We start from the raw sequence: 21,606 nt of genomic DNA, 5'->3' as shown, positions 1-21,606 counted from the left end.
GATATTGTCACAGATATCATTTTATAAGGGTTATGAAAGCTCGGAAAGGAGGTGTAACGACTGATGAGTGACAAGATCCGACACAAAGAAAAGAATATTGTATCGCATGATATTCAAGGAGGAGAAAAAAAGGTTATGACAAAGTTTAACAAGAAAATGATCAACGTGCTTGCTACTGCAACTCTGGTTGCTGGTGTAGCAGCACCTGTAGCAACACTCGTTGCTCCAACTGCAATCCACGCTGCTGGCGGCGGGGAAATCAAAGCTACTAACACTCCAACTGTTAGCGACGGTGGAGTAGTCTCAATGGGTTCTGTAACATTTTCAATTCCTGAAGGCACAACACTCAATAAAGGCGACGAAGTAGTCATCAAATTGGATTATGATCTTGCGACTAAAGAGCAAGCCAAATCCAGTGTAGCTGCGAGCACTTATAACACTCTTGGTACTACAGTTTACGACTTCTCGGCTTTCCCAATTACAGGGGCTGGCAACGGTGTTTCCTTGACTGCTAACGGTGCTGTTTCTGCGACTAAACTTGCTGAAGGTGATTTTTCAGCTAGAGTAGCTGCTTCGGACCGTATCGTTGTAACTTACAATGGTGCAACCAAAGAAGTAACTGGTGACCCTGCTAAATTCACATTGCGTCTGGGTAAAATCTGGGTTGATGAGGGCGAAAACGATGATGCTGAAGTTTCATTTGAAGCTTCCTCTTCCAGCGTATTCCCAGCTGGTAAAGCAACAGTTGCTAAAATCACAGACTCTGATGATCTGAACCTGGCATTCTCAAGCTTGGATACTTCTAATAACAGATTTACACCAAAAATCGTTCTGGAAGAGCCAAAAGCTGGTGCATTCTCAACTGCAACAGAAGTGAAAGTCAAGTTGCCTAGCGGTTATTCTTGGACATCTCTTCGTGCTAACGTTGAGGCCATTTACGGTGATGCTGATCCTAAAAACCTGAAATTCGATACTAAAGGTGATAATGGCCGTGAGTTGGTAATTACGTATACTAGCGATGTTCCATCTGAAAAAGCAACCAAATTCGAAATTCCTTTCGATTTCGAGGTTGATGACTCCAGTTCAGTGAAAGCTGGCGACATTAATGCTAGCATTTCCGGTAAAACAAGCACTAACGTAACTAGCGCTAAAATCGGTACTTATGGTGACTACGGTAGCACACTTTCTGCAGCTGATGCTCCAACAATCACTGCAGGTAAAGATGAGCAAGAAATAGCGGATATCAAGTTGACTGAAGCTATTGGCGAGAGCTTGGTTAACGGCCGTACACTTGAACTGACCTTGCCAGAAGGTGCTGCTTGGCAGCCTGTTTATGAGGCGGTTTATAAAGATTCGGCTGCTCCGGATTACCGTGACCTTGAAGCTCCTGGTGGAAAAGAAACAATCAAAGACGAAGGTGTTACACTGAAATTTGCTGGTTACACTGGTACAGATCGTCGTACAGCGAAGTACACAGTTACAAGAAACAGCAGCGACACTGACGAAGCAACTCTGGAATTTGAAGATGTTGAACTGGCACTGGCAAGCAATTTCACAGGTGATGTGAAAGTTACTGTTGGCGGTAATGCCGGTGTTGAAGGTGAAGTAGTTGTTGCTAAAGCAGTAGCTCCTGTCACTGCAGCAGCATCCAACAAGCCTAACGTAATCATCGGTGCTACTGGTCAAACAGCTTCCAGCTTCACACTGACTGAAGGCCAAGCAGAAGCATTGGAAGATGACGGTACTGTAAGTCTGGAACTGCCAAAAGGTGTATACTTCACATCTACTCCAAAAGTTGAAGTAACTTCTGGCGATGCTAAGATCTCCAATGTAAGAAGAGCTTCTGATGATAACAGAGTGTTGTTCACAATTGATGCTGACAGCACTGCTGCAAGCACAATCACTGTATCTGGCGTAACTATTGATCTGGATCGTACTGTTCCAGAAGGCGACATTACTCTGGACGTTCGTGGTAGCGCAGTTTCTGAAACTGAAGTGTACACGAAGTGGGAAGACAACGATGCAGCTGCTAAAGTAGCAATCGCAACTGTATCCACTCCAGCTCCTAACGATCAGAACTTGTCGACTGTATTCACAGTCAACAGTACTTCTTACACTGTGAATGGTGAAACCAAAACAGCTGACGTTGCTCCTTACATCGAGAACTCTCGTACGTTCCTGCCAGTTCGTTACGTTGCTGACGCTCTGGGCGTAGGTCCTAAAGACATTCTGTTTGATAAAGCTACTTCCACTGTAACTCTGATCAAGGGTGACCGTGTAGCTCAAATCAAACTGAACACTAACAAACTGACTATTAACGGTACTGTAATTACTATGGACGTTAAAGCAGTGACTAAGAACAACCGTACAATGCTGCCTATGACTTTCGTAGCACAAGCTCTGGGAGCAACTGTTAGCTACGACGCAACTGCTAAAACAGTTACAGTTTCCCAGAAGTAATTCGTTCTTAACACATTTTAATAATGAGAAAGGGGTTCCTTTATGGAACCCTTTTTTCAATAATATGCACAATATGATGTGAGTTTATACTTTCTTCATTTTTATTCAGATTTGGAGGTATCCTTGATATGAAACGACTAAGCTCGGCTTTGTTGTCCACGGTGTTGCTCTCTTCGGTTATATCTGGCGTAGGTTCTGCTGCAGCGGCTGATAACATTAAGGTGGTCATTAATGGAGTGACCCAATCCTATGCTCAGCAGCCTGTATTAAATCATAATGCAACTTTGGTTCCATTTCGCGCCATTTTTGAATCTCTGGGAGCTCAAGTGAGCTACGACGAAGCGAACCACAAAATTACTGCGGCCAAAGGTTCAGACACACTCGAGTTTCGTATTAACAGCACCACTGCTTATAAAAATGGGCAATCTATTGCTTTGGCTACACCTGCTAAGGCCATAAATGGCTCAACCTATGTCCCGCTGCGTTTTGTCGGTGAATCGTTAGGCGCCAAAGTAAATTGGGATGCAGCAACTTCAACTGTAAAGATTGAAACAGCTCAAACCACATCTACTGGCCAAACCACACCTGCTGCACAAAATAGCCTGAATCCGCTGGAAACAGCTGTTACAAGCACATATGCCACTTATGAAACGAATACAGAACCGCTTGCTTATAAAGATGCAGTAGCGCTTGCGATTAGCAATAGCAATTCTATTAAGTCACAGGAAGCGACTCTTAAGTCACTAAACAACAGCTTGGAGGATGCAGCAGATGATATCGACTTTGTCCCTCCACGCAACGGAAGCAATGATGCAGCTAATTCGGCGTTCAATAATTATAGCCAACAGCAAATTAACTATTCTAAATCTCAAAAGAAATTGGAGACCGAGAAAGATGGCGCCGGTCTTCAGGTCAAAAGATTATATAATGCCATCATTGATGCTATTGAGAAAAAGCGTATTGCCGATTTGAATGTAGCTGATACGGAATGGAAACTGCGTATCGCACAGACTAAGCGGGATAATCAAATGGCCAGTGACTATGATGTAACCCAGGCCCAAAATACACTAACACAACAAAAGGCTGCACAAGAAGTAGCCGCTAAAACTTTGGATGATGCTTACCGATCCTTAAATGCGTTAATCGGTTATAAAGCGGATCAAAAGTATGAAGTGCCGGATACCCCTAAATTTGAAGTGTTTAAGGACGATGTAGAAGCACACGTTGGACGTGTTCAGGGAGATAGTCCTACCGTATGGATGGCTGAGCGGGAGATCGAGCAAGCTGAACTGGATATTAATTATTTTAACTTTGTTGGCAGTACCGATAACGCCTATGAAAACAAAGAAATCAATGTTGATTTGAAAAAAATCAGCGTAGCGGATGCAAAAAAACAATTAGAAGATGCAGTTCGGCAGACCTATGATCAGATTAAAACTCTCGAAACACAGTATGCACAGCTGCAAGCTTCCATGACAAGCGCTCAAAATGCTCTTGATATGACGAAAAAGCGTTTCGAACTTGGTATGTCTACAGAATATGAAGTGTTCCAAGCTGAGCTTCAGCTTGAATCTTTGAAGCAACAAATGACTTCAATCGTTACAGGCCTGGATAACGCAAAAATGGCTTATGAGAAGCCATGGCTTGCCGGAGCAGGTGCACAAGGTTAACTTAATGCAAAGTAGAATATGAATCAATGTATGGATAAATCCCCTCCTGTAGGGGATTTTTTCTTGTCCTCGTTATACAAACCTATTATGATAGGGTTTTTATTGCCAAAGCGGGGGTTGAGTTCATCGTCCGTAATGGCTATGCTGCCATTTACAGTATGGATGCCAGCGGGGCCATTGATATTACGGATGGAACGGAAATATTCCATAATCAGGCTGTTAAGAAAAATCATCTGTTATCTTTCCCGCGTGAAGGCAGAGGGATACAAGTTCAAGAAGGGCAAACCTACAATGTGACAGTCATGGTTCGTGAAGGTTATTCAGTTCAGTAAACAAGAAGTGGATTACCCGGTTTCTTAATTCCCTGATTTAACAATATGTGCATGGCTGAATGCGGCTCATTCCGGCAAAATAACCATACAACATTCATATGGAGGTGGCACTACATGCCGGGAAAACGTCGTAATCATATCGTACCCGCAAGTCGAAGCATGCTGCAGGAAATGAAATATGAAATTGCCGCTGAATTAGGATTGCCGGTACACAACCCTTTATATGCAAGCTCGACGAATGGAACAACTGACACTGAATTTTCAGGAGAATTAGGGACCAATTATACAGCAGCTACTGGGACAGTTGAATGGCGTCATCTGACCTCTCGTGAAAACGGGTCTGTTGGAGGACAAATTACCAAGCGTTTGATTCAAAGTGCAGAAGGTGAATTATCAAGGCTTGGCTTAATGTAATAAACCCCTTAGTCTCAATTCATTGACACCATATATCAAATGCGCTATCATGGCAGTTGAGACTTGTAGAACCTTTTCCAGTCGGAAAAGGTTTATTTTTTGAGTACGGAATATTGCATTGCATTGGGCACTACTGGGCAAGAGCTTGCATATACTGAACAACATTCAATATGTATGCCATATTCATTATTCATTATTTCTCTAGCGGGAGGTTTAAATTCATGTCTGTAAAAGGCCGTCACCTTTTTACGTCCGAATCCGTTACGGAAGGTCATCCGGATAAAATCTGTGACCAGATTTCCGATGCCGTTTTGGACGCATTTCTGGCTAATGATCCTAACGCACGTGTAGCCTGCGAAGTATCTGTAGCAACAGGGCTGGTTCTTGTTATTGGTGAAATCAGCACGAAGTCGGAATATGTGGATATCCCATCCATTGTACGCAATACAGTGAAAGAAATTGGTTATACACGTGCCAAATATGGCTTTGACTATAACACATGCGCGGTACTTACTTCTTTGAATGAACAGTCTCCCGACATCGCTCAAGGCGTTAACGCAGCTTTGGAAAGCCGCGATCCTGCGGAGATGGACAAGGAGACAGAAAACATAGGTGCAGGTGACCAAGGCCTGATGTTCGGTTTTGCAACGAACGAGACACCTGAATTGATGCCGCTGCCAATCGCTATGTCTCACCGCATTGCGCGTCGTCTGTCTGAAGTGCGCAAGAACGGCACTTTGAATTATCTGCGTCCAGATGGCAAGACCCAAGTCACGGTAGAATATGAAGACGGTAAACCGCTTCGTATCGATACGATTGTCGTATCCACACAGCATGCTGAGGAAGCTACCCTGGAGCAGATTCAGAAGGATATCAAGGAGCAAGTCATTTTGCCGGTAGTCCCTGCCGAATTGCTCGATGATCAGACAAAATATTATATTAACCCGACTGGCCGATTCGTTATTGGCGGACCGCAAGGGGATGCAGGTCTGACAGGCCGCAAAATTATTGTAGACACCTACGGCGGTTATGCACGCCATGGCGGGGGAGCTTTCTCTGGTAAAGATCCGACAAAAGTTGACCGTTCTGCAGCCTACGCAGCGCGTTATGTCGCCAAAAACCTCGTTGCAGCCGGTCTCGCGGATAAAGTCGAAATTCAGCTTGCTTATGCTATTGGCGTGGCAACCCCGGTTTCTATTAACGTAGATACTTACGGAACGGGTAAAATTAGCGACGAGAAGCTGGTTGAACTGGTTCGCAACAACTTTGACCTCCGTCCTGCAGGCATTATCCGCATGCTGGATTTGCGTCGTCCGATCTACAAGCAAACAGCGGCCTATGGGCACTTTGGTCGTACAGACCTGGATGTGCCATGGGAGCGTGTCGATAAGGCAGAAACTCTTAAGCAACAAGCCGGATTGTAATTATATTTTTTCATATCATAAAATAAACAAAGACGACTGAGAACATTCAGTCGTCTGTTTATTTTACAAACCCAACAAGCCTCTCAGCTTCAAACATTCTTCCTTGAGTTCATCAAGCTGTTCCAGATAAGACAGCATCGCCTTAAGCAGCCCGGCGGACGCATCGTCCGCAGAGGCTTCTTTTCTCAACTGGCTGATGATATCCAAAAACTCCTGTTTATTGCTATCGCTCAGGCTTAAGCGCATAAGCCTCGCTTCCAATTTCTCGAGCAAGCCGGCAATTTTTTTCCCTTCCTGGAGAGGGTCAGGTCCTCTGCTGCTGGCAAACCAGCCCTCCAGGCCCCACAAAAAACTGGGCGGTCCGCTCTGCTGACGCATTCCTGCAATCAGAGAATCGGTGATATAAAGAAAAAAATCCGCCAGCTTGTCGATGCTCTCCTTCTCCACACGGTTTTCGAACATCTGGATATATTCAAAGGTTACGCTCTTTAAAATAAATGCGATATCCCAGATATGTTCCTCCACATCGGGACCGTACACATCAAGCAGAGCGTCGCGGATCCAGAGAAAGAGGCGCTTCTCATGCCCATCCAGAGCCTCAGTTGTTTCTTCATCATAAGTGTTGGCCGGGAACGGGTCAGTAATGATCAGCATATGAATTTTATTGCCAATAATGTTATTCAGATAGATTTTAAAAAACTGAAGAAGCTTATCCCTGGACGAGAGGCCTGTCTGGCTGTACAAAGCTTTAATACCCTTCCGGATGTCTTCTTCCATTCTAAAGCAGACGGCCATAGGCAGTTCATGCTTTCCCTGAAAATATTTATAGAAGGATGCCTTGGCCATCCCGCTCTCCTTGGCAATTTCCTCGACAGAGGTCGCAACAAAGCCTTTTTTGGAGAACAGCCGCATGGCCGCCTGTACAATATCGTCTCTCTTGTTATCCAAGTCCATGTTCCTCCTAGCGATACCTAGCGATACTTTATTGCTGCAGATACCCAGTGTCAGAGGTGTCAAGCTCCACAATTGCTTTCTTTTCCTTGCGATGCTTGCGTCTTAGCTTGTATCTGGCCATCAGCATATAAAGAGATGGTACCACAAACAGAGTCAGGAGTGTAGAGAACAACAGACCGAAAATAATGGCATATGCGAGCGGCTTGAAAAGCAGGCTGCCCAGCAGCGCGATCGGGATCATCCCCACAATGGCCGTGAGCGACGTTAGCAAAATCGGCCGGAAACGAGCGGCGGTGGCCTGTATAACCGCTTCTTCAAGCTCTATCCCCTGATGGCGGGCATCCTCAATAAATTCAATCATCACGATGCCGTTCCGCACAACGATGCCGGCAAGCGCAATGATGCCCATAATGCTCATGAAGCCAATCGGCATACCTGTCAGGAATATTCCAAGAATACCGCCTGCGGCTGCCAGGTAGACCGTTGTCATAATAATCAGCGGAATCGCAATGGAATAGAACTGAATTGTAATCAAAATTAAAATCAAAAAGACAACAACAATCGACAGTGTGCCCAAATCGGCAAAAATTTCGTTCTGGTCCGAAGTTTCGCCGCCGATCTCCCAGGAGTATCCCTCCGGGAAAGAAATTTTCGCTAGCTTTGTATTTACATCCGCAGCAGCATCCGTGGCCGTCCGCCCATCCAGATCCGCCTCAACGGTAACCGTCCGCTCCAGATTATAATGACTGATCTGCTGGATGGCAAAGGATGGCTTGACCTGGACAAGCTGCGACAACGGAATTTGCGTGCCGGAGGTGTTGGTCACATTAAGCTGCTGAAGCAGCACATTCGGGTCTGTATTGTCCTGATTCAGATACACCTTGATGTCAATCAGCTCCGAGCCGGTATCAAACTGGCTGGCGTCCAGACCCTCATTCAACAGCAGCAGAGTTTGCGTCAAGTCGGCGTAGCTGACTTGATACTGGTCCATAGCCTGCTGATTGACCTCAAGCTCCAGGGCGTAGCGCTCAATTCCCATGTCGTCCGTAATCCCTGTCGTGCCGTCTATAGAAGCTATGGACTCCCGTACCTGCTGGGTAAGTGCCTGTAGCTCCCCGGTTTCCGGGCCGGAAATACGAACAGATACAGGCTTGCCGACAGGGATTCCGAGGCGTGGAATCCTTTCTGTAATCGTAATCCCAGGATACGTATTATCAAAATGCCTGCTCCAGACTTCAGGTGTCTTGTCGAGCTCAAAGCTGTGTTCTTTGCCAATAACGGTAATCTGGCCGTAAATGTCGCCTGCTTCTGAAGAAGTGCCACCATTCAAATCACTGTAAAGCTGCGGCGCTCCGCCTCCAGCGGCATAGGCCACCTTCTCCGCTTCCGGCTGCTGTTGCACCCATCCGGCTATCTCCTGCACGATACGGTCCGTTTCCGAGAGCGAGGTCCCGACAGGCATCGTAATATTGATGGTCATATGCGGGTCCTCAGCCTCCGGAAAAAGCTCAATCGGCGTAAACAGCACAAGACCGTAGGCGGCTGTTCCGATAAGCAGCCCGGCGAGGCCGGTAAACAGCGGCCTTTTCACGACTCTAGCCATGATTTTACCGGAGTAGAGCTGAGTCAGGCTCTGAATTTGACGGCCCAGCAGCCCGGCCGGTTTGGCCGTGTTATCCTTGCGTTTGTGAAGTCTGCGCGTCTCGTACCATTCCCGAAAAATGGGGATGATGGCCAGGGACATCAGCATAGAGGCCAGCATAGCCAGCGAGATCACGACCGGGATTGGTTTGATAAACGCGCCGGTATCCCCGCTGAGGAACATCAGAGGCATAAATGCCGAAATGGTTGCGAGCGTGGCCGTCAATATCGATACCGCCACCTCCCTGGTACCGTTCACGGCTGCTTCGGCCGGGGATTCTCCCAAATCCGTTAACCTGCGCTCGATATTGTCATTTACGACGACCGCGTCATCCACCAGAATGCCGAGCACGATGATCAGCCCGACCACGGAAATCTGATTAAGCGTAACGCCAAGCATAGGAAGAAAGATCATGGCTATAGCAACGGAGACAGGGATAGCTAAAGCGACAAAGGAGGAGGTCAGCAGGTTTAATCCCAGCGTACAGATGAGGATTACGGCTGCGATCGCCAAAAGTGTCTCACGGGACAGGTCGGCGAAGACTTCATCGACATTGTCCTTCTGTGCAAAGAGGGTAACGAATTTCACGTCCTCCGGGAGTGTTTTTTGCAATTCTGCCAGCTTGGTGTTGACTCTCTCATTCATCGTACGGATGTCCGTTCCTGTCTCGGCGCCCAGTGAAATACGAATCGCCGGTTTTCCTTCCGCGTACGCATGGACATCCGCATCGGCATGAGTAAGCTGAACGGTTCCTATATCACTGAGATACACAGGCGAACCGGATTCGGTACGGGTGATCAGGAGCCTGCTCAACTCCTGCGGGTCCGAGGCTTCTTTGACGATAAGCTGATAGGTCCGGTCATTATATTCCACATCACCGGTCGGTACCAGGTTCATCCGGGCTTGAACGGCCTGCACAACCCGCCCCCAGGGCAGCCGGTACTGCTGGAGCTTCTGTGTATCGATCGCGATCTTGACCTCTTGATCAGGCAGGCCGGAAATCGTCACATTGGAAACGCCATCAAGCGCTCCGAGCTGATCCTCCCAGCTTGTCATCAAGCTGTTCAAGTTATACAGGGAATCTCGGGAGTCCGCAGTGATGGCATAGGAGCCGATAAAGGAGCTGGCAAGATTATCGTTAATCACCGGTACCTCGGCGTCCTCCGGCAGATCCGATTGGGCATCCTGTACTTTTTTGCGCATTTCATCCCAGACGACTTCCGGATCGGCGTCATCCTCGGTCTCGACCAGAATGGACGAAAATCCGTTCCCGGAGGTCGAAGTAATGTTGCCCACCCCTTTAACCTCCTTGATCCGCTGCTCCAGTTTTTTGGTGACGGTCTGCTCGACCTTCTGCGGCGCAGCCCCGGGATAAGTGGCGGTTACCATAGCCTGTCTGACGACGACATCCGGCATTTCCTGACGGGGGAGCTGCATGAAGCTGAACACACCAATGAGAACGGCCATCAGGAAGAACAGAATCGTAATTTTACGTTTCTTGACGAAATAGGCGATCATTCGTTGCTTCCTCCCGTTTGTCGCAGCACATCCCCGTTAAAGAGAGAGGCGGATCCTTTCGTTACGATACGGTCACCCTCGCCGAGCCCCGAGACAACCTGCAGCTTATTATCGGTCATTTCCCTACCCAACTCGACATTCGTTTTGACGGCTTTGCCTTCATCCTCCTTGAATACATACGGCTGGTCACCTGTCTGAATCACTGCTTCAACCGGGACAAGAATTCCCTGTTTGCCAGACAGCTCGCGCGCAGCTTTTATAACCTGACCCGGCAGCCAGTCATGCGATGAATTCGGAATGACAACCTCGACGTTGATCGTGCCTGTGCTGGCATTTGTAGCGGCGTAGATGGCGGACACCGTCGCGGTACGGGTTTCACCATACAGACTGACGGCAACCTTCTGGCCCTTTTTCCAATCCTGAATTTCACTGTCCGGAACGGGGAGCAGCACTTTCAAGCGGTCTATGCTGCCGATTCGGTAAACGGTCTGACCGGAAGCCACAAGCTCTCCGGGCTCGATCTGCTTCTCCAGTACGACGCCGTTAAATGGTGCCGACAGCGTTGTGCGGGACAGAGCAAGCTCAGCCTGCTCCTTGGCTACTTTAGCCTTTACATAAGCTGCGGCAGCCTGTTCCCTGGAGGACTGGGCCTGCAGCTGCGTTGCGGAGGCGGCGGATTGGCCTGCAAGTGCTTCCTTCAGCGCGGCTTTAGCAGCATCCGTATCTTCAGCGGTTGCTCCTTCCTGCAGTAGAGACAGCGATTCACGGGCGGCTTCCAGATCCTTTTCGGCACTGACCAGTTGAAGCTGTGCACTCTCATTGTCCGAGGCGGAAGCCGCTCCTGCTTCATACAGCTTGCGAATGCGGTCGGCATCGGCCTTGGCTTTGTCATAGGCGCTTTGCGCCTTGCCTGCAGCGGCTTGGGCCTGGGCCTTCTCCTGTTCCCGTGCACCCTTATGTACCTTGCGTACGTTGGCTTCGGCGCTTTCAACCCGGGCTTCCGCCGATGCGAATGAAGAATCTGCCGAACGGATGCCTGCTTCCGCATTCGTAACCGCCGCCTGTGCCTCTTGAATGGAGGCTTCTGCTTGTGCCAGCTGGAGCCGATAATCCGATTGTTCGAGCTGAGCCAGGCCGCTGCCCTTGCTGACTGAAGCACCTGCAGCAAGGGAGGCCGCTGCGACCCGCCCGCCGATTTCAAAAGAAATGGCTCTCTCCTCATAGGCCTGCAGTGTGCCGGAAAGGTCATACACTGTGTTCAGCGATTCTTTTTTGACAACCATCGTATCTACAACGGCACCGTTGGCATCCGCTTCAGCTGTGGCATCCGAATCGGGTTGTTCCGCTGAACAACCAGCCGCAACAACAGTGATGGCGAGTATGGCTGGCAGCCAGAGTGGGATTTTATTTTTGCCCATTTTCAATTACTCCTCCTCTTAAATAAACAAACATTTAAACTATTCAGTATGATTTGAACTATATAGTTCAAGATGATTATAGAAGGCGGACATGAAGCTGTCAATATGTGGGCGAGATTGGCGGTGGGCAGACATTAGACGAGGAAAATCGCGAGAATGGCGTAACTTTTCGCATTTTTTTCAGTCTATTATTACTAGGGCAACAGTTTTATAGGATAATATCTAAGCAATTGCTTTTTTAATTCAAATAAGCATGCAGATGGGAGAGTTTATATCCAAATGGTTTTGCGTCGCTCCAAACAAACGGACAATGGGACAGGCAGAGGGAAAAAGTTGGCGATTATATCGCTTGCAGGTATATTGTGGGTTGGACCGGTCATTGGGGCGGGCGGCTTTGCGCCGTTGAATTGGACAGGGGGCTCGGTGGCCAGTGCCGCCTCGGCAGTCAAGCTGGGGGAGGAGATTCTTACTTCGGGGGCTATTCTGATGAAGTACCGGTACAGCACCTCCTCAGGAACAGCTCTGGCGGATGTCATTCGTGTCGATCTTACTAATCCGTATGTAAAGCTGGATGTCATGACAGGCAAGGGAGGACAGTTCACGACACGGCAAAGCACGGAAGGCATGGCTAAAGAAACCGGGGCTGTGGCAGGAGTTAACGGTGATTATTTCAACACCTCCCGCGAAGGCGCGCCGATCGGCGGACAGGTATCTGACGGCGAACTGATGTCCACTCCTTCCGATTTGTCGGGTATGTATGCTTTTGCCGTGACGAAGGACGGCACTCCTATGGTTGAGCAATTTACATTTGATGGCACCATTACTGCTGACGATGGTTCTTCGTTTGAATTGGCCGGCATTAATAAGGCTGCCTATACTCCTGAGACATCGGGCAGCAGCTATAGCCATTCGAATGCCGCCTATATCTACACATCCGCATGGAAGGCACTGGAACGGCCGGAAAACAGTTCAACGACTCCGACGGAGGTTCTGGTCGAGAACGGGGTTGTTACCCAAATCGCGGAGAATGCTGCGCTGCCGATTGCAGTGCCGGAGAACGGTTATATTTTGCGCACACACGGCAAAGCGGCCGATTTTGTCAAGCAGCATCTGGCCGTGGGGGAGTCGGTTACGACAAACTATAAGCTGCTTGTGAAATCGAGCGGCAAAGAAATCGATCCATCAACCCTGCAAATGATGATCGGGGGCCATACCATCCTGGTGAACGAGGGCAAGGCGTCTTCCTTCTCCCGCAGTGTATCCAGCATCGGAGGAACCCGCGCCCGCACGGCTATAGGGTATTCCAAGGACAATCGCTATGCCTATTTGATCGCTGTAGAAAAGAACGGCAGCAGTGCCGGTATGTCGCTGAACGAGCTGCAGTCATTCATGACCAGCATCGGCGTATGGAAAGGTCTGAATCTGGACGGCGGCGGCTCCACAACATTGGTTACCCGCGACCTCGGCAATACCGAGCCTGATCTGACGTTCAACACCGAATACGGCACACAGCAGCGCAGCATTGTTAATGGAGTGGGCGTTTATTCGGAAGCTCTGCAAGGAACACTGAAGGGCTTCACGGTCGGCGGAAGCAAAACATTGCTGATCGGCCAGACCGGAAGCTACACGTTGAAAGGTTATGATACCTACTATAACCCTTATAATATTGGGACTACTACCGTTACCTGGTCGTCTGGCAACCCGGCGGTAGTCTCGGCCAGCGGGGGTACAGTTAAAGGTGTAAAACCGGGAACGGCAACCCTGACCGCCAAGAGCGGCTCGGCGACAGCCACTACGAAGGTTACTGTGCTGGGAGCGGAGGGCATATCCTCCTTGACGGCCGGCAGTGGTACAGGCTCCCTTAGCAAAGGAACGACCATTTCCATTCCGGTGACGGCCAAAACAACGGACGGACAGAATGTAAGCATTTCCGCCGATGCGCTGAAATGGGAGTTTATCGGCTTTAAGGGCAGTGTCAAGGGGAACGAGCTGACTGTGTCCTCTGTCGACGCCGGAGCAGAGGCTGGATATGCCATCGGCCGTTATGACGGCTTCAGCACGGTGGTTACTCTGACAGCGGACGGCGGAAGCAGCATGTGGGAGGATTTTGAAAATGCTGGCTACGATGTGAGCTTTACCACCAACGCGCAGGGAGTAACCGGCTCGGCAGCCATCATGGACGGCAGCGGTGAGAAAGCAGGCTCGAAGGTTTTACAGCTGGATTATGACATGACAGGTGGTTCAGGCAAAATGTACGCCTATGCCGAACTGAACGGCACCTCCGGTAAAACCATTCAAACCCCGGCGACAGGCATCTCGATGGATGTATTTGGGGACAAAAGCCTCAACTGGCTGCGGGCCGAGATTGCGGATGCGGACGGTGACACGGTTTATGTGGACCTTGCCAAAGCGATTGACTGGAATGGCTGGAAGTCACTGAGTGCGGATCTGAGCGGACTGGATATTGCTTATCCAGCGAAGCTGAAGCGTCTCTATGTTGTCAACGTGGAAGAAGGACAGGATGAGCGGGCCAAAACAGGAACCGTAGCGTTTGATAACATTGCGTTAAATGCTCCCGGTACGGTAAGCGGCCAAGGCCTCAAGACCGGAACGGCCCAGATGAGTATCGGCAGCAAGTCCATGACCGTGAACGGCAACCAGACAGTAATCGATGCCGCACCGATTACCCGCAATGGCTCTACCTATGTGCCGATTAAATACATTCTGGATGCGTTTGGCGGGCAAGCGCAGTGGAATGCCTCCGCGCAGCGCGTGACGGTGATCCGTGGCGGAGTGCTGATGGATCTTAATGTGAGTGAAAAGCAGTTTGTCCTGAATGGGAAACGCAAAAATGCAGACGTGGCGCCTTTGGTGTTAAATGGTAGGACTTTAGTCCCTTTAAGGCTGGTATCTGAGCAGCTAGGGCTCACTGTAAAATGGGAGCAAAAAACGAAGACCGTTACGATCCAATCATGATATGGTATGATATATACCTGAAAAGCTAGGATTGGAGATTAAAATTCGTGGATTTTCAAGCCGATGTCATAGACCGAGTCATCAAAAACGCCATCCAGGTGATGGAGAAGAGCAAGTACCAAATGTTCGAAGTATTGGATTCGGCACGGTCCGAGCTTATTAATTTGAACCAGGAACTGCAGACGGTGCTTAAGGAAACGGCCGAGACGATCGAGAAGGTCGATCAGTTGGAGATGAACTACCGGCGCTCGCGGATCCGGCTGACGGAAGTCAGCCGGGATTTTGTCCGCTATACGGAAGAGGATATTAAAACGGCTTATGAAAAGGCTACCCAGCTCCAGCTGGACCTGATGATCTACCGTGAGAAGGAGATTTACCTCAAGGCGAGAAGGGATGATCTCCAGAAGCGGGCGAAGAGCGTTGAGGCATCCGTGGAGCGGGCGGAGACGATCGGCTCGCAAATGGGCGTGGTGCTGGAGTATTTATCAGGGGAGCTGGGTCAGGTGACCCGGATTATCGAATCTGCCAAGAATCGACAGTTTATTGGTTTGAAAATTATTCTTGCACAGGAAGAAGAACGCAAACGCATTTCGCGTGAAATACACGACGGGCCTGCGCAACTGCTCGCTCATCTAGTGCTTAGGGCGGAAATTGTAGAAAGAATGCTCGCCAAGCAGGAATTCAAGATGGTACAGGACGAAATAATAGATTTGAAGAGACAGGTCCGTTCCAGCCTCGAAGAAATGCGCAAGGTCATTTTCAATTTGCGTCCGATGGCGCTGGATGATTTGGGTCTTATTCCTACACTCCGGAAGTATGTTCAGGACTTTGAGGAAAAGACGAAAATAAGGGCGATATTTGAAACGAGGGGGAAGGAGCACCGTCTCTCTTCCGCGATGGAAGCGGCCATTTACCGTTTGATCCAAGAAGGCCTCACCAATGCCGCAAAACATGCCTATCCAACTTTTGTACTGGTAGAGATCACATACCAGGCACAGTTGGTTAAAATCGTTGTGCAGGATAACGGACTGGGATTCAAACCTGAGTTATTCGAACAAAAGGGCAAAGATCACAATCATTTTGGCTTGATTGGCATGCGAGAAAGGGTTGAACTGCTCGAAGGGAGAATGGAGATCGAGTCCGCGGAGAACCAGGGGACGAAGATCGTCATTCATATCCCGACCAACGTGGAGAAGGGAAAGGAGTAACAGGATGGAAAATCATGATAGCGGAACTGCAGCAATCAAGGTCCTCCTGGCTGATGATCATCAGCTGTTTCGTGAGGGACTGAAGCGTATTTTGAATATGGAAGAGGATATCGAAGTTATCGGAGAATGCGGTGACGGCATCCAGGTGCTCGAGTTTTGCAATGAGGAGAAACCGGACATCGTGCTTATGGATATTAATATGCCTGTGGAGAACGGCGTGGAGGCTACCGAGAAGCTGCGCGAGATGTTCCCGGATGTGAAAGTCATCATTCTGTCCATTCATGATGATGAAAGCTATGTTTTTGAGACGCTTCGTAAAGGAGCTAATGGATATCTGTTGAAGGACATGGAAGCGGAATCGCTGATCAATGCGATTCGTTCCGTGCATGAAGGATACGCGTTTATCCATCCGAAGGTTACCGGAAAGCTGATTCAGCAGCTGCGCCGGATGACCTATTTGAACGAGACAGGTGCCATGGCTGAAGGGCATTCCGCTGAAGCTGGCGTGAAATTTGTGGCTGGCGAGAACAATCCGCTGACCCGGCGTGAAGCCGAAGTGCTGCGTCTGATGGCAGAAGGCAAGAGCAACAAGATGATCGGGGAATACCTCTTTATCAGTGAGAAAACTGTAAAAAACCATGTCAGCAGCATTTTGCAAAAGATGGAGGTAGACGACCGTACCCAAGCGGTAATCAACTCTATCAAGTACGGCTGGGTTACTCTGTAACCGGCAAGGCTGTCACTCCTTCCCTCGTACCGGCATATATTGTCGCTATGAGGAGGTGGGGCTTCCATGGCAATTCAACTGGCATGGATTTTGCTTGTGTACGGTCTGGCGGCCGCCGTGGTTCGTTTGCTTTATATACGGCATGTGGCTGAATTGCAGACAGGGCATCGGAATCGCCCTGATAAACGGCGCATTCATTATATCCTGATTACTTCCAACCATGAGTTGTGGGTGGAATGGGTAGTCAGAGTACTGGCGGCATATTCCTGTTTGCTGAACCGATCCCTGCACATATCGGTCATAGATGATCAGTCGAAGGACTGTACAGTGGGTATTCTGGAACGGCTGGGCCGTACGGGCGGCTTTGAGCTTGCCGTGATCTCAAGTCCATTTACTGTGGTACCGCCAGTAGTGGAGTTAGAGGCTGGGGAAGCCCAGGCGGTGCTTGATCTGAGAACGATGAAGCCTTCCGATAAGATTCCGCTTGTCCGCTGAATTCGCAAGGATTCTCTCTAGATTTAACAAGATGAATAATGAGGGAGTGAAGCACACTTTCTGCCGATCGGCATGGGAGGAGTGCTTTTTTGCTATTAAGCGGTGCTCCAAAAATAGGGTCCTGCAGAAGATGGTACATATAGAGAAAAGGGCCGGGAGGTACCGGACCCTTAAACTTTGTTAGTTGTGAATGGCAGTTTATTTGGAGGGGATATCGACTTTGATGCTCATTCGTTGTTTTCCAGCATTCCTTCCCCGTTTAACCCTCGCAGCAGATTTCCTTTGTCATCATAAACGGCCACCTGATGGCCCATAAGAGCAGAAGCTTCGTCATCGCTAAGCTTGGTTTTTCCAAGTGCGTTTAGTGAGTATTTCACGTTGGTTGTGATTGGAGTGACATCTACCTCAGAGAGGGTGAATGACAGGCTGTCATTGGTTATTGTCTGTTTGGGATTCAGGTGTACAATATCTTTTTCAGAAACGCCGACGCTGCGGTTCCGCTTCGATAGAAGGGTATTGCATTCATTAATCAAAATCCGGAAAATCCAGGTTTTGAAATAAGCAGGCTCTCGCAGCGTTGAAATGGATTTATAGGCTTTTAAGATGGTCACCCTGCTGCGCGGCGGTAATTTCCTTTTCTGTGATCACTCGTTTTCACCACCTTTATGGTTAAGCTGTGTTTGTATCGATTTACAGTAATTAGACAGGGCAGGGGAATGAAAGGTCACAGGAATTCGCATCTCCTTCTTGCAAGTTTGCCGATCTCATACTGCGAAAGTTGAGTTCGGTGCTTGACAGTTAAGCTGCGGCTGATCATGGCAGGAAATGTGAACTCGCTGTTCGGGGGCTTTGCACGATTATCCCGTTCGCTCAGGTACAGAAAAACAGAACACCGGGGACCTCAAGAAAAACTTCCGCTAAACGCGGTCTGGCTTCTTTGAATGTACGTCGATAGACGTTTTTCTTATCTCGTTTTCCTCTATTCATTCCCCTAGATCCGCCTCAATCCCAACCCTCAACTCTGCATTCTGATCCAAGGGGATAATCGTGCAAAGCTGTATGAAGAGGCACCAGGCAAATGTGCTGGATTTGGGAAGCGGGACATGTGTATAATAGAAATAATTTAGTTGTTAAAAAAGTTAGCTGCTTAATGATTCATATTATAAACCTTAATTTAGCTGAAAATGCGTGAAGCACACGCCGATGCCTGCGGGCCGGTGTGTGCTTTTTTTGTGCGTTAAAATGTGGAAAGGGGCGGAAGCATGAAGGTGGCTGTGTACGTGCTGCGTGGTCGCAAAGGCTGGGAGATGAACCTGTCTCTGGACTTGGAGGTAGATCGCATGTGGAGTGAAGCCAGGCAGAGGGAAGGAGGATCTGACGAAGGGGCGGAGATGATTCTGCTGGGTGCAGCCTATCCGCTTCCGTGGGCGTTTAAGCTGTGCGAGGGCTTTCACAGTCTGCCGGAGATGGACTCCTGGACACTGCGTGGGTGGGAAAAGTATGTTGCTGCCCGGCTGCTCGAGGAGCTTGCGGTCAAGCGGTCATCCGGCCGCGAGCCCGTGCTGGAAGGAGCAAGGCTGTTGAAGCAGGCAGATGGCCGGAATGACGGACCCGGCTTCGATGGAAAGGGTGGAAGCGGAGATCTGGTCCGCGAGGAGCTGCAGCGAGGGGCGGACGAGCTTGCCGGGCTGCTGGCCGGCCGGAAGCTGCTCGTGCCCGAGCTGGCGGCGCTGCTGGCGGAGGCAGCGCCAGCGTTAAGCGCAAGCTGGCGCGCCGCCGCGCAGCTTGCGCACCTCCAGGGTCGGCTCGGCTTTGCCGCCGGCCTCACTGCGCCGCGCGCTTCGCGGGCGCGGCGCAACGAGCTGCGCTGCCGGCGCTGTGGCAGCGTGGCCAGGGCCCGCACGGCCTGCGCCTCGTGCGGGCTGGCGGGCTGCGCCTACTGCGAGGCCTGCCTCGCGCTGGGGCGCAGCCGTGCCTGTTCGCTGCTGCTTCATGCGGCAGCAGCAGCTTTGCCGGCCCTGCGCAGCCAGGCCGGCCGTGTGCCCGCCCCCACCCTGGAGAGGTGGGGGCTTAGCCCGGCGCAGCGTGCCGCCGCAGAGGCGGCACTGCGCTTTCTGGCCGCGCCGGCTGCGAGCGCGGCCGCCAGGTCCGCTGCGCCTGTGTGGCTGCAGCGGCTTCGCTGCCTAGGCTGGCCGCTGGCAGAGACAGCGGGGGCAGGGCAGCCCCTCCATGCCAACCGGCGCTTCCTGCTGTGGGCCGTAACAGGCGCGGGCAAGACGGAGATGATTTTCCCGCTGCTGGATGAAGTGATCCGGCGGGGAGGCAGTGCGCTGGTGGCATCCCCGCGCCGCGATGTCGTGCTGGAGCTTGCGCCCCGGCTGTCCAAGGCTTTTCCCGATATTGACATGGCTCTCTTGTACGGCGGTAGTCCTGAGCGCTGGAAAAAAGGGCGGCTGACCCTGGCAACAACACACCAATTGTTAAGGTTTCACCAGGCGTTTGACCTTGTAATCGTGGACGAAATTGACGCTTTTCCCTATCACAACGATCCCATGCTCGCATATGCGGCCGAGCATGCATGTCTCCCGGAAGGCAAATTCATTTATCTGTCGGCCACGCCACCTGCCACGCTGCAGAGAGAAGCAAGACAGGGTGCACTGGCGCATGCCAGGGTGCCGGTGCGTTTCCATCGTCATCCGCTCCCTGTACCGGTAAGACTGGCGGGAGCTTCAGTAAGCCGCTGCTTGCAGCAACGAAGGCTCCCTTCCGCCTTGCTCTCACGGCTTCAGGTATCCCTTGCCCGGGGCGCACAGGTATTTTTATTTGTCACGCGCATAACCCAGATAGACCCTCTGGTAACATTACTGTCCGCTTGTTTCCCTGATATCAGGGTGGCTGGAACCTCTTCGCAGGACCCCGACCGGAGCGTCAAGGTCAGCAGCTTCCGGAATACAGATATCCGGCTGCTAGTCACGACGACGATACTGGAGCGGGGAGTTACGGTTCCCAGGAGCGATGTCTACATTCTGGATGCCAATGACTCATTGTTTGATGAGGCCTCGCTTGTACAGATGGCCGGCAGGGCCGGACGCTCCAAGGATGATCCCGGAGGCAAGGTCGTTTTTGTTTCACCTGAATGGACGAAAGGGCAAAAACAGGCGATAACCCATATCCGCGCCATGAATGCGCTGGCCTCAAAGCTTGGCTATATAAAATGAACCTACTGCAACTGGTACACGTGGCTATTTTCTCGGCGTCAGATCAGGTTATCTACATTTAAAATGAACCTATTGAAGCTGGTACTGCTGCTTCTATATATCCGAATTCACGATGGAGGTATCAACATGCCCGTTGTATCCTTGGCGTCCCTGGGCCGGCAGCTTCAGGAACTGCTAAAACCACCGGTTAAACGCTGCCTCACCTGTGGAGGCCGTGCCGTACTTAACGCCGGATTGCCCGGTATATGCAGCCGCTGTGCACATCGTATTCCATGGATAGGCCGCATCCGCTGCAGCTGCTGCGGCCGTCCTGTCGGCTGCCCGGATTGCTTGCGGCCAGACCGGGTGGAACGAGCTTTCGCCTGCAACCGCAGTGCTGTTGCCTACACGGCCGAAATGAAAGAATGGATTTCGTGGTACAAATACAGGGGCGAAGAAGCGTATGAGCCTTTGCTGGCTGCGATGCTGGGCAGGGCTTATACAGCTATGCAGTCAGAGCTTACGATCCGGGATCAGGGAGCGCGTACCCTTGAATCTACAGGTTTATTTATGAAGAAATGGAACCGGTATAAGAAAGAGCGGTGGCAGCCCGATCTCATTACCTGTGTACCAGTGAGTGAGGAGAGACTGGCGGAGCGCGGCTTCAATCAGGCGGAAAGGCTGGCTATGCTCCTGGCTGCCGACAGACGTATCCCTTTTTGTCCGCTGCTTGTCAGAAACCGCGATACCGGCAAACAAAGCTTTAAATCCCGCAGAGAGCGAGGCGACTCCATGAAATCCGCCTTCTCCGCATGGCCTGGCATTCAGGAATTATTGTGGGAAGCAAGGGAGCGCCGCAAGGGTTCTTCACGAATCCATCACCCGCTGCGCGTGCTGCTGGTAGATGATATTTACACAACCGGAAGCACGCTTGAGGCGTGCAGCCGTGTCCTTCGCAGTGAAGGCGAGGCCATCGGGCTAAAGCTCGAAGTTTATGGACTTACCTGGGCAAGGTCCTGATGATGATTAAAATGCCGCAGTCCGCTGCCGATATATTCACTAAGGGGAGAAAAATGCATGTTCACGCAAAAATAAGTCGGACAACAGCCAGCCCCCACTAGACGAAGCATCCGCATATCGTGTACTCTATAAAGATCAGAGGTGCGTGTAT

General features: G+C 50.4%; 14 protein-coding genes and 1 pseudogene. 11 read left to right on the top strand and 4 right to left on the bottom strand.

Going from position 1 to position 21,606, the window contains the following annotated elements; translation table 11 throughout:
* The first annotated feature begins 63 nt into the window (after nt 1-63).
* The 5 genes and pseudogenes from ACE5LO_RS05740 (at nt 64) to metK (ending at nt 6,300) form a co-directional block, all read left to right on the top strand.
* Nucleotides 64-2,460 carry a copper amine oxidase N-terminal domain-containing protein gene (locus ACE5LO_RS05740; RefSeq protein WP_375519081.1) on the top strand — a complete coding sequence of 799 codons (2,397 nt, stop codon included), beginning with the start codon at nt 64-66 and terminating at the stop codon, nt 2,458-2,460.
* A 128-nt stretch (nt 2,461-2,588) separates the two neighbouring features.
* Nucleotides 2,589-4,130: a stalk domain-containing protein gene (locus ACE5LO_RS05735; protein WP_375519080.1), complete on the top strand. Its 1,542-nt coding sequence runs from the start codon at nt 2,589-2,591 to the stop codon at nt 4,128-4,130.
* Nucleotides 4,131-4,231: 101 nt separating this feature from the next.
* Nucleotides 4,232-4,462, top strand: a pseudogene (locus tag ACE5LO_RS05730) (hypothetical protein); the annotation flags it as partial.
* A gap of 114 nt (nt 4,463-4,576) precedes the next feature.
* A complete protein-coding gene (locus tag ACE5LO_RS05725) occupies nt 4,577-4,876 on the top strand; it encodes an alpha/beta-type small acid-soluble spore protein (RefSeq protein ID WP_375519079.1) in 300 nt (99 codons plus the stop codon).
* Between the two features lie 221 nt (nt 4,877-5,097).
* Complete coding sequence (gene metK / locus ACE5LO_RS05720) at nt 5,098-6,300, top strand: methionine adenosyltransferase (RefSeq protein WP_375519078.1); 1,203 nt, start codon at nt 5,098-5,100, stop codon at nt 6,298-6,300.
* A 63-nt stretch (nt 6,301-6,363) separates the two neighbouring features.
* Here the strand turns inward: metK and ACE5LO_RS05715 are convergent, their stop codons facing one another.
* Genes ACE5LO_RS05715 through ACE5LO_RS05705 form a run of 3 tightly spaced genes read right to left on the bottom strand, consistent with a single transcriptional unit; the run spans nt 6,364 to nt 11,832 of the window.
* Nucleotides 6,364-7,248, bottom strand: coding sequence for a TetR/AcrR family transcriptional regulator (locus ACE5LO_RS05715; protein WP_375519077.1), 885 nt, complete (start codon nt 7,246-7,248; stop codon nt 6,364-6,366).
* 34 nt (nt 7,249-7,282) lie between these two features.
* The gene (locus ACE5LO_RS05710; protein WP_375519076.1) at nt 7,283-10,414 is read right to left on the bottom strand and encodes an efflux RND transporter permease subunit; all 3,132 of its coding nucleotides are present in this window, start codon (nt 10,412-10,414) and stop codon (nt 7,283-7,285) included.
* The gene (locus ACE5LO_RS05705; protein ID WP_375519075.1) at nt 10,411-11,832 is read right to left on the bottom strand and encodes an efflux RND transporter periplasmic adaptor subunit; all 1,422 of its coding nucleotides are present in this window, start codon (nt 11,830-11,832) and stop codon (nt 10,411-10,413) included. Before ACE5LO_RS05705 ends, ACE5LO_RS05710 begins: the two co-directional genes overlap by 4 nt.
* Before the next feature lie 279 nt (nt 11,833-12,111).
* On the opposite strand from ACE5LO_RS05705, the gene ACE5LO_RS05700 reads away from it, so the two are divergent.
* The 4 genes from ACE5LO_RS05700 (at nt 12,112) to ACE5LO_RS05685 (ending at nt 17,238) form a co-directional block, all read left to right on the top strand.
* Nucleotides 12,112-14,808 carry a stalk domain-containing protein gene (locus tag ACE5LO_RS05700; RefSeq protein ID WP_375519074.1) on the top strand — a complete coding sequence of 899 codons (2,697 nt, stop codon included), beginning with the start codon at nt 12,112-12,114 and terminating at the stop codon, nt 14,806-14,808.
* A 47-nt stretch (nt 14,809-14,855) separates the two neighbouring features.
* Nucleotides 14,856-16,016 carry a sensor histidine kinase gene (locus tag ACE5LO_RS05695; protein WP_375519073.1) on the top strand — a complete coding sequence of 387 codons (1,161 nt, stop codon included), beginning with the start codon at nt 14,856-14,858 and terminating at the stop codon, nt 16,014-16,016.
* A gap of 4 nt (nt 16,017-16,020) precedes the next feature.
* A complete protein-coding gene (locus ACE5LO_RS05690; protein WP_375354622.1) occupies nt 16,021-16,743 on the top strand; it encodes a response regulator transcription factor in 723 nt (240 codons plus the stop codon).
* A 66-nt stretch (nt 16,744-16,809) separates the two neighbouring features.
* Entirely contained in the window at nt 16,810-17,238 is a 429-nt protein-coding gene (locus ACE5LO_RS05685) for a hypothetical protein (RefSeq protein ID WP_375519072.1), read from the top strand.
* Nucleotides 17,239-17,465: 227 nt separating this feature from the next.
* On the opposite strand, the gene ACE5LO_RS05680 is transcribed toward ACE5LO_RS05685, so the two are convergent.
* Nucleotides 17,466-17,849 (bottom strand): DUF5643 domain-containing protein, encoded by a 384-nt coding sequence (locus tag ACE5LO_RS05680; protein WP_375519071.1) that lies wholly within the window; start codon nt 17,847-17,849, stop codon nt 17,466-17,468.
* 651 nt (nt 17,850-18,500) lie between these two features.
* On the opposite strand from ACE5LO_RS05680, the gene ACE5LO_RS05675 reads away from it, so the two are divergent.
* Both ACE5LO_RS05675 and ACE5LO_RS05670 read left to right on the top strand, forming a co-directional pair.
* Nucleotides 18,501-20,456, top strand: a complete 1,956-nt coding sequence (locus ACE5LO_RS05675) for an ATP-dependent helicase ComFA (RefSeq protein ID WP_375519070.1) — start codon at nt 18,501-18,503, stop codon at nt 20,454-20,456.
* A 126-nt stretch (nt 20,457-20,582) separates the two neighbouring features.
* Complete coding sequence (locus tag ACE5LO_RS05670; RefSeq protein WP_375519069.1) at nt 20,583-21,455, top strand: ComFC family protein; 873 nt, start codon at nt 20,583-20,585, stop codon at nt 21,453-21,455.
* Nucleotides 21,456-21,606 lie beyond the last annotated feature (151 nt).

Origin of the sequence: Paenibacillus medicaginis, from assembly GCF_042138635.1 — a bacterium.
Lineage (GTDB): Bacteria > Bacillota > Bacilli > Paenibacillales > Paenibacillaceae > Paenibacillus > Paenibacillus medicaginis.
The sequence above is the reverse complement of the archived record's forward strand: the minus strand, read 5'-3'. Positions and strand labels throughout refer to the sequence as shown.

Bases quoted from the DNA above. Each gene is read 5' to 3' on its own strand.
- ACE5LO_RS05685 (WP_375519072.1), top strand. From the start codon at position 16,810: ATGGCAATTCAACTGGCATGGATTTTGCTTGTGTACGGTCTGGCGGCC.
- ACE5LO_RS05700 (WP_375519074.1), top strand. From the start codon at position 12,112: ATGGTTTTGCGTCGCTCCAAACAAACGGACAATGGGACAGGCAGAGGG.
- ACE5LO_RS05725 (WP_375519079.1), top strand. From the start codon at position 4,577: ATGCCGGGAAAACGTCGTAATCATATCGTACCCGCAAGTCGAAGCATG.
- ACE5LO_RS05735 (WP_375519080.1), top strand. From the start codon at position 2,589: ATGAAACGACTAAGCTCGGCTTTGTTGTCCACGGTGTTGCTCTCTTCG.
- ACE5LO_RS05705 (WP_375519075.1), bottom strand. From the start codon at position 11,832: ATGGGCAAAAATAAAATCCCACTCTGGCTGCCAGCCATACTCGCCATC.
- ACE5LO_RS05690 (WP_375354622.1), top strand. From the start codon at position 16,021: ATGGAAAATCATGATAGCGGAACTGCAGCAATCAAGGTCCTCCTGGCT.
- ACE5LO_RS05670 (WP_375519069.1), top strand. From the start codon at position 20,583: ATGCCCGTTGTATCCTTGGCGTCCCTGGGCCGGCAGCTTCAGGAACTG.
- ACE5LO_RS05710 (WP_375519076.1), bottom strand. From the start codon at position 10,414: ATGATCGCCTATTTCGTCAAGAAACGTAAAATTACGATTCTGTTCTTC.
- ACE5LO_RS05740 (WP_375519081.1), top strand. From the start codon at position 64: ATGAGTGACAAGATCCGACACAAAGAAAAGAATATTGTATCGCATGAT.
- ACE5LO_RS05675 (WP_375519070.1), top strand. From the start codon at position 18,501: ATGAAGGTGGCTGTGTACGTGCTGCGTGGTCGCAAAGGCTGGGAGATG.
- metK (WP_375519078.1), top strand. From the start codon at position 5,098: ATGTCTGTAAAAGGCCGTCACCTTTTTACGTCCGAATCCGTTACGGAA.